General features: G+C 42.1%; 6 protein-coding genes. 5 read left to right on the top strand and 1 reads right to left on the bottom strand.

Translation table 11 applies throughout. The annotated features are described in order from the left end of the window. Positions 1–161 precede the first annotated feature (161 nt). Positions 162–602 carry a D-aminoacyl-tRNA deacylase gene (gene dtd, locus FTV03_RS16750; RefSeq protein ID WP_168379709.1) on the bottom strand — a complete coding sequence of 147 codons (441 nt, stop codon included), beginning with the start codon at positions 600–602 and terminating at the stop codon, positions 162–164. Positions 603–831: 229 nt separating this feature from the next. On the opposite strand from dtd, the gene FTV03_RS16745 reads away from it, so the two are divergent. From FTV03_RS16745 to asd, 5 genes are all read left to right on the top strand, one after another. Beyond that, entirely contained in the window at positions 832–2,349 is a 1,518-nt protein-coding gene (locus FTV03_RS16745; RefSeq protein ID WP_180042296.1) for a catalase, read from the top strand. Positions 2,350–2,530: 181 nt separating this feature from the next. Then, positions 2,531–3,031, top strand: a complete 501-nt coding sequence (locus FTV03_RS16740) for an ankyrin repeat domain-containing protein (RefSeq protein WP_078193253.1) — start codon at positions 2,531–2,533, stop codon at positions 3,029–3,031. Between the two features lie 146 nt (positions 3,032–3,177). After that, a complete protein-coding gene (pncB, locus tag FTV03_RS16735; protein ID WP_180042294.1) occupies positions 3,178–4,386 on the top strand; it encodes a nicotinate phosphoribosyltransferase in 1,209 nt (402 codons plus the stop codon). A gap of 153 nt (positions 4,387–4,539) precedes the next feature. Further along, positions 4,540–5,388: a sulfurtransferase gene (locus tag FTV03_RS16730; protein WP_180042298.1), complete on the top strand. Its 849-nt coding sequence runs from the start codon at positions 4,540–4,542 to the stop codon at positions 5,386–5,388. Next, positions 5,385–6,236 carry an archaetidylserine decarboxylase gene (gene asd, locus FTV03_RS16725; protein ID WP_180022320.1) on the top strand — a complete coding sequence of 284 codons (852 nt, stop codon included), beginning with the start codon at positions 5,385–5,387 and terminating at the stop codon, positions 6,234–6,236. The genes FTV03_RS16730 and asd overlap by 4 nt, the downstream gene beginning before the upstream one ends. Positions 6,237–6,381: the final 145 nt, after the last annotated feature.

The raw sequence follows: 6,381 nt of genomic DNA, 5'->3' as shown, positions 1-6,381 counted from the left end.
GAGTGATGGGAGAGAATGTTCAAGAGTGGATTCTAAATGTTCAGATAAAGACATAAAAAAATGAGCGTATTTACATACACTCATTTTTACTACATTTTACTAAAATTTGCTTAACTGACTGGCATTACCCTTATTAGGGGCTTTTTTTAATGCTTCAGTGGTTATTCAACTTCTAAATTAAAGGTCACTGGACCGTCATTAACCAAATGCACTTTCATGTCGGCGGCAAAGATGCCTGTTTGTACATGGTCATATTGACTCTTGGTGTAATCGACCAGCTGTTCATACAGTGCTTTGGCATCGTTTGGCGGCATGGCAGGGCCAAAATCGGGGCGCAGGCCTTTTTGCGTTTGCGCCATCAGGGTAAATTGAGACACCAAGAGGATACCGCCGCCGGCTTGACTGACATTCCAGCCCATCTTGCCTTGTTCATCATCAAAAAAGCGGTATTTCAAGATCTTATCGATCAGCTTTTTGCCTTTTTCTAAATCATCCGCTTTGCCAAGGCCTAAAAACACCAAAATACCGTGATTAATTTCACCCGTGATCTCACCATCGACCACCACTTTGGCTTCTAAAACACGTTGTAACAAGGCCCGCATAACTTCTTCCGAATAGAAAATTGAACATAGGGCAGGGATTGTAGCAAAGACAGCATTCTTTCGAGGCGATGTTTAGAAAATTTTGGGCTCAAATATTTGAAAATGAACTGTATATTTTTTATAAATCCAACAATACGATTGAATTTATAAAAATAATCTGTTTTATCTATTTATTGAATGCCAGTATCTTTGCGGGGCAGGAAAGGTATTTAACAGAGAGATTAAGACGATGTTTAAGCGTTCTTTATTGGTTGCGATGTTAGCAACAGCAACAGCGGCGACTCAAGCAGCGCCATTAACCAAAGACAATGGTGCACCAGTAGGCGATAACCAAAACTCGATTACTGCGGGTCCTAACGGTTCTGTATTACTACAAGATGTTCAACTCATCCAAAAATTACAACGCTTTGGCCGTGAGCGTATTCCTGAGCGTGTAGTACATGCGCGTGGTACAGGTGCTTATGGTGAGTTCGTTGCAACTAAGGACTTATCAGATTTAACCGTTGCTTCGCTTTTCAAAGCGGGGACTAAAACACCGGTATTCTTACGTTTCTCGACTGTAATTCACGGTAAACATTCTCCAGAAACTCTACGTGACCCGCACGGTTTCGCGATCAAGTTCTATACGCAAGAAGGCAACTGGGATTTAGTGGGTAACCAAACTCCAGTCTTCTTCATTCGTGATGCAATTAAATTCCCTGACTTCATTCACGCAATGAAGCCAAGCCCAATTGACAACGTTCAAGACGCAAACCGCGTATTTGACTTCTTGTCTAGCCAGCCATGGGCAACCAATATGTTGACTTATGTGTATGGTAACCAAGGTGTGCCTACCAGCTACCGCGAACAAGACGGCTTTGGTGTACATGCATACAAGCTTTATAACGACAAAGGCGAATACAAATACGTTAAATTCAACTTCCGCTCTAAACAAGGCGTGAAAGGTCTGAACGTTAAAGAAGCTGCTGAGCAACAAGGTAAAGATTTCAACCACTTGACTAACGATCTTTATAACAACATCAACGCTGGTAAATTCCCGAAATGGGATCTTTATATCCAAGTGTTAGATCCTAAAGATTTAAACAGCTTTGATTTTGACCCGCTTGATCCAACAAAAATTTGGCCTACAGATCTAGTGAAAGAAACCAAAGTGGGGACTTTAACGCTGAATCGTATGCCGAAAAACTTCTTCAATGAAACTGAACAAGTGGCATTGGCTCCAGGTAACTTAGTCCCAGGTATCGAGCCATCAGAAGACCGTCTGCTGCAAGGCCGTATCTTTTCTTACTCAGATACACAAATGTACCGTTTAGGTGCGAACCACCAACAAATTCCAGTCAACCGTCCATTAGTTGCTGTAAACAACAACAACCAAGATGGTTACATGAATGTTGGCGGCACTTCATCAAATGTGAACTACGAGCCAAGCCGTATTGAGCCAAAACCAGCGACTGCGAAAGCGCGTGCGGTTGAAACACCGCTTTCTGGCACAGTTCAGCAAAAAGGCGTGAAAGAGCAAAACTTCAAGCAGGCGGGTGAGCTTTATCGTTCATACTCTGCGAAAGAGAAAGAAAACTTAATCATGAACTTGGCTGCTGACCTTGGCAACGTAAAAGATTCGGAAACGAAACACATCATGTTGTCTTACTTCTACAAAGCAGATGCAGACTACGGTACGCGTATGACTAAAGCAGTAAACGGTAACCTTGCAACTGTAAAAGCTAAAGCAGCACAACTGAAAGACTAATTTCGATCAGTCTGAAGGATTGGTAACTAGGGTCTAGAACGTTACCTCAAAAAAGTCCTATGAAGCTCCATACCTTTCCTGCACCCTAGGGGGAGTTTCATAGGCACTCCTTAAATATTCATTTTTATGAAATGAATCATTTCTAATTCAATTCTACATTTGTTTTCTGTTGGAGTTCATCATGAAAGTTATGCAGCATTTGACTTTAGCCAGTCTTCTTGCGTTTGGTTCCGCATTCGCAAACGTGGCAATCGCGGAAGATATCTCCCCCGCTAAAGCAACTGCAAGCGATCAGATGACCTCACAACAGGAATTGATCGCAATTTTCTTTGCTGCAGCCAAAACTGGCAATGAAGAAGTCATCAATGAATTTCTTAAGCACGGTTTTCCGGTCGATGTGCGCAATGCTTCGGGTTTTACACCACTGATGATGGCGACCTATTATGGTCATCAAAATATTGTGACTCGTTTGCTAGAACAAGGTGCAGACCGCTGCGCACGTGACAATAAAGGCAACACTGCATTGATGGGTGCCATGTTTAAATTAGAATGGGCGATTGCAAAGCAATTACGCCAAGTGGATTGCGATGCAAATGCCAAAAAAATGGGGCAAAAGACTGCAGAACAGTTTGCGCGTGAATTTGGTCAAGAAGAAAAATATCGACAGTTACTCAAAAAATAGTGAGCTTGATCGCGCTCAGCTTCAGCAAAAAAATTGAAAAAAGTCGATGAATCGCGGTGATTTATAAGTTATTCCACTAAATCAATCGGCTTTTTATCAATAAAGTATGCTTTAATGCAAAGAGTTGATAAAAACTGAAAGTCTTTATGTCTCCAATCATCCAATCCTTATTAGACACAGATCTGTATAAATTCACCATGCTTCAGGTGGTGTTACACAAATTTCCGCAAACCCATAGTGTGTATCACTTTCGTTGCCGTAACTTGGATGATACAGCCTATCCACTGGTTGAAATTTTGGATGATTTAAACATGCAGCTCGACATGCTTTGTCAGTTGAAGTTTAAAGATGATGAATTGCAGTATTTACGCAGTTTACGTTTTATTAAAAGCGATTTTGTTGATTATCTTGAATTATTTCAGCTTAAACGCCGTTTTATTAAAGCGGGTATTGATGATGAAGGTCGACTGGATATTTGGGTAGAAGGCCCAATGGTTCAAGCGATGATGTTTGAAATCTTTGTTTTAGCCATCGTCAATGAATTATATTTCCAACGTATTCGTACACCCGAAGTTTTAGCCGAAGGTGAGCGCCGTTTGCAACATAAGATTGCCTTGCTGAAGCAGTATGAAGCACGGCAAAATCCAAATGATCCACCATTCTTGGTCTCTGATTTTGGCACGCGTCGTCGTTATAGTTATGCATGGCAAAAGCATGTAATTGAAGAATTAAATCAGGCTTCACCGTATATTTTCCGCGGTACAAGTAATGTTCTGATTGCCAAAGACTTGAACATTACTCCAATTGGTACGATGGCGCATGAGTTCCTACAAGCATTCCAAGCGCTTGATGTTCGTCTACGTAACTTCCAGAAGTCTGCGCTAGAAACATGGGTGCAGGAATACCGCGGTGACTTAGGAATAGCCTTAACAGACGTTGTCGGTATGGATGCGTTCCTACGTGACTTCGATTTGTACTTTGCCAAACTATTCGACGGTTTACGTCATGACAGTGGCGACCCGTATGAATGGGGCGATAAAGCCTATGCACATTACAAAAAGCTTAAAGTCGATAGCAAAAGTAAAATGCTGACCTTTAGTGATGGTCTAAATATCGAAAAAGCGTGGGATTTGCATAATTACTTCAAAGACCGTTTCCAAGTGAGTTTTGGTATTGGCACCAACTTGACCAATGATATGGGACAAACTGCGCTGAATATCGTACTGAAACTGGTTGAATGTAATGGTCAATCTGTGGCAAAAATTTCAGATAGTCCGGGTAAAACCATGACAGATAATGATACTTTCTTAGCGTATCTACGTCAGGTGTTTGACATCTCTGAAGTTAGCGCTTAAACACAGCATTAGATAAAACTAAAAAAGCCGAATCAATGATTCGGCTTTTTTATATCTAAAATATTGCTAAAGGAATGCAAAAATTCAGAATAATAGTGAAAATGACTTATGCTAAGATCGAATTTAATCGCACAAAATACAACACGAACAACGATGACAGCATCTACACTGAATTTTGGTCTGCTGATTGAAGCGGAAGAATTGGTTCCACATCTTGGTAATGAAAAACTACGGATCGTCGATTTGAGTCGTCGTTCGGTTTATGACCAATTGCATATTCCACATGCACTGCATGTGCAGCCGAAACTGTTAGTGCGCCAAGAAGAACAAGCGATGGGGCTTTTACCTGACCAAGCCGGTTTAGAACAGTTCATCAGCTATCTGAATATCAGTCCAGAACATCATGTAGTAGTGTATGACGATGAAGGTGGGGCATGGGCTGGTCGACTGATTTGGAACTTACATTGCCTCGGTTTTGAAAATACCAGTCTCCTCAATGGTGGCATCCATGCTTGGCTTGGGGCAGGCTTACCGACCTCGTCTGAAATTGAGCAATTTGAACCCGTGAGCCCATTGGTTGAAGTAAGTGCAGAGGCGCGTGCTCAGTATCAAACAGATTATGATGAGCTATTGGCTCGTGTGCAGCAGGAGCAAATCCAAGTATGGGACTGCCGTACCGAAGATGAATATACAGGCCTACGTTTGGCTGCGCGACGCGGCGGTCACATTCCGGGGGCACGACATTTCGAATGGAGTACTGCCCTTAACCGGGAAAATCATTTAAAATTGCATCCTTTAGAACGCACACAACAACGCTTAGAACAATTGGGATTCAATTTAAACGAACCTGTGGTGGTATATTGTCAGTCCCATCATCGGTCGGGCCTAGCTTATATACTGGGACGTTTACTCGGTTGGAATATTCGAGCTTATGATGGTGCGTGGAGCGAGTGGGGCAACCGACTCGATAGTCCTGTGATCACCGGAGAGTTGCCGTCTTGAGCCTTACATCTCAGTTAAAAAAACAAATTTTTATTCAAGCTCAGCGTGTTGTTCCGCAGCACAAATTATCACGTATCGTGGGTAAATTGGCTGCGAGTGAAAACCCTGTGGTGAAAAATGCTGTGATTACCGCATTTAAAGCACAGTATGGCATCGACATGTCGATTGCTGAGCAAAGTAATGCCCTGAAATTTAAATCATTCAATGAATTTTTCACTCGTTCTTTAAAAGAAGGCGTACGTGTAGTTGATGCAAATGCCAACAGTGTTGTTTCACCCGCAGATGGTGCGATTTCACAACTAGGTAAAATTGAAAATGGTGACGTATTTCAGGCCAAAGGGCAGAAGTTCACCGTTGAAAACCTGATTGCCGATCCACAATTGGCAGAGCCGTTTAAAAATGGGCAGTTTGCTACGGTTTATTTGTCACCAAAAGACTACCACCGTGTACATATGCCATTTGCAGGAACATTGACAGAAACCCTGTATGTACCGGGTGAATTGTTCTCAGTAAACCAGACCACTGCTGAAAATATTCCGGGTTTATTCGCTCGTAATGAACGCATGGTCTGCTTATTTGATACAGAAGTTGGTCGTATGGCGGTCGTACTGGTAGGTGCAATGATCGTGGCAGGTATTGAAACCGTGGCTACAGGTAAAGTTAAACCGACAGGGCGTTTGGAACTGAATCAACACGATTTATTCTTAGAAAAAGGTGCAGAATTGGGCCGTTTCTATTTAGGTTCAACAGCGGTTGTGTTGTTTGAAGAAAACAAAATGCAATGGGATGCGACCTTTAAAGCCAACTCGACTGTGGTGATGGGCGAAGCTATAGGGCATACCATTTAATGAATTCCCTCTCCTTTTAGGCATAGGTATCTACACAAATCCCAAGTTTTGGGTTAAATTGAAGAGCATGCTCTTCAATTTAATATCTCCCATCTTGATACACGTCTCGTCAGACGATACAACGCCCTCGTAAAGCTTAATATGA

This window comes from Acinetobacter sp. YH12218, from assembly GCF_013417925.1.
In the GTDB taxonomy this organism is placed as follows: domain Bacteria; phylum Pseudomonadota; class Gammaproteobacteria; order Pseudomonadales; family Moraxellaceae; genus Acinetobacter; species Acinetobacter amyesii.
Note: the sequence above shows the minus strand (reverse complement) of the source record. Positions and strands in the feature narration are given on the sequence as shown.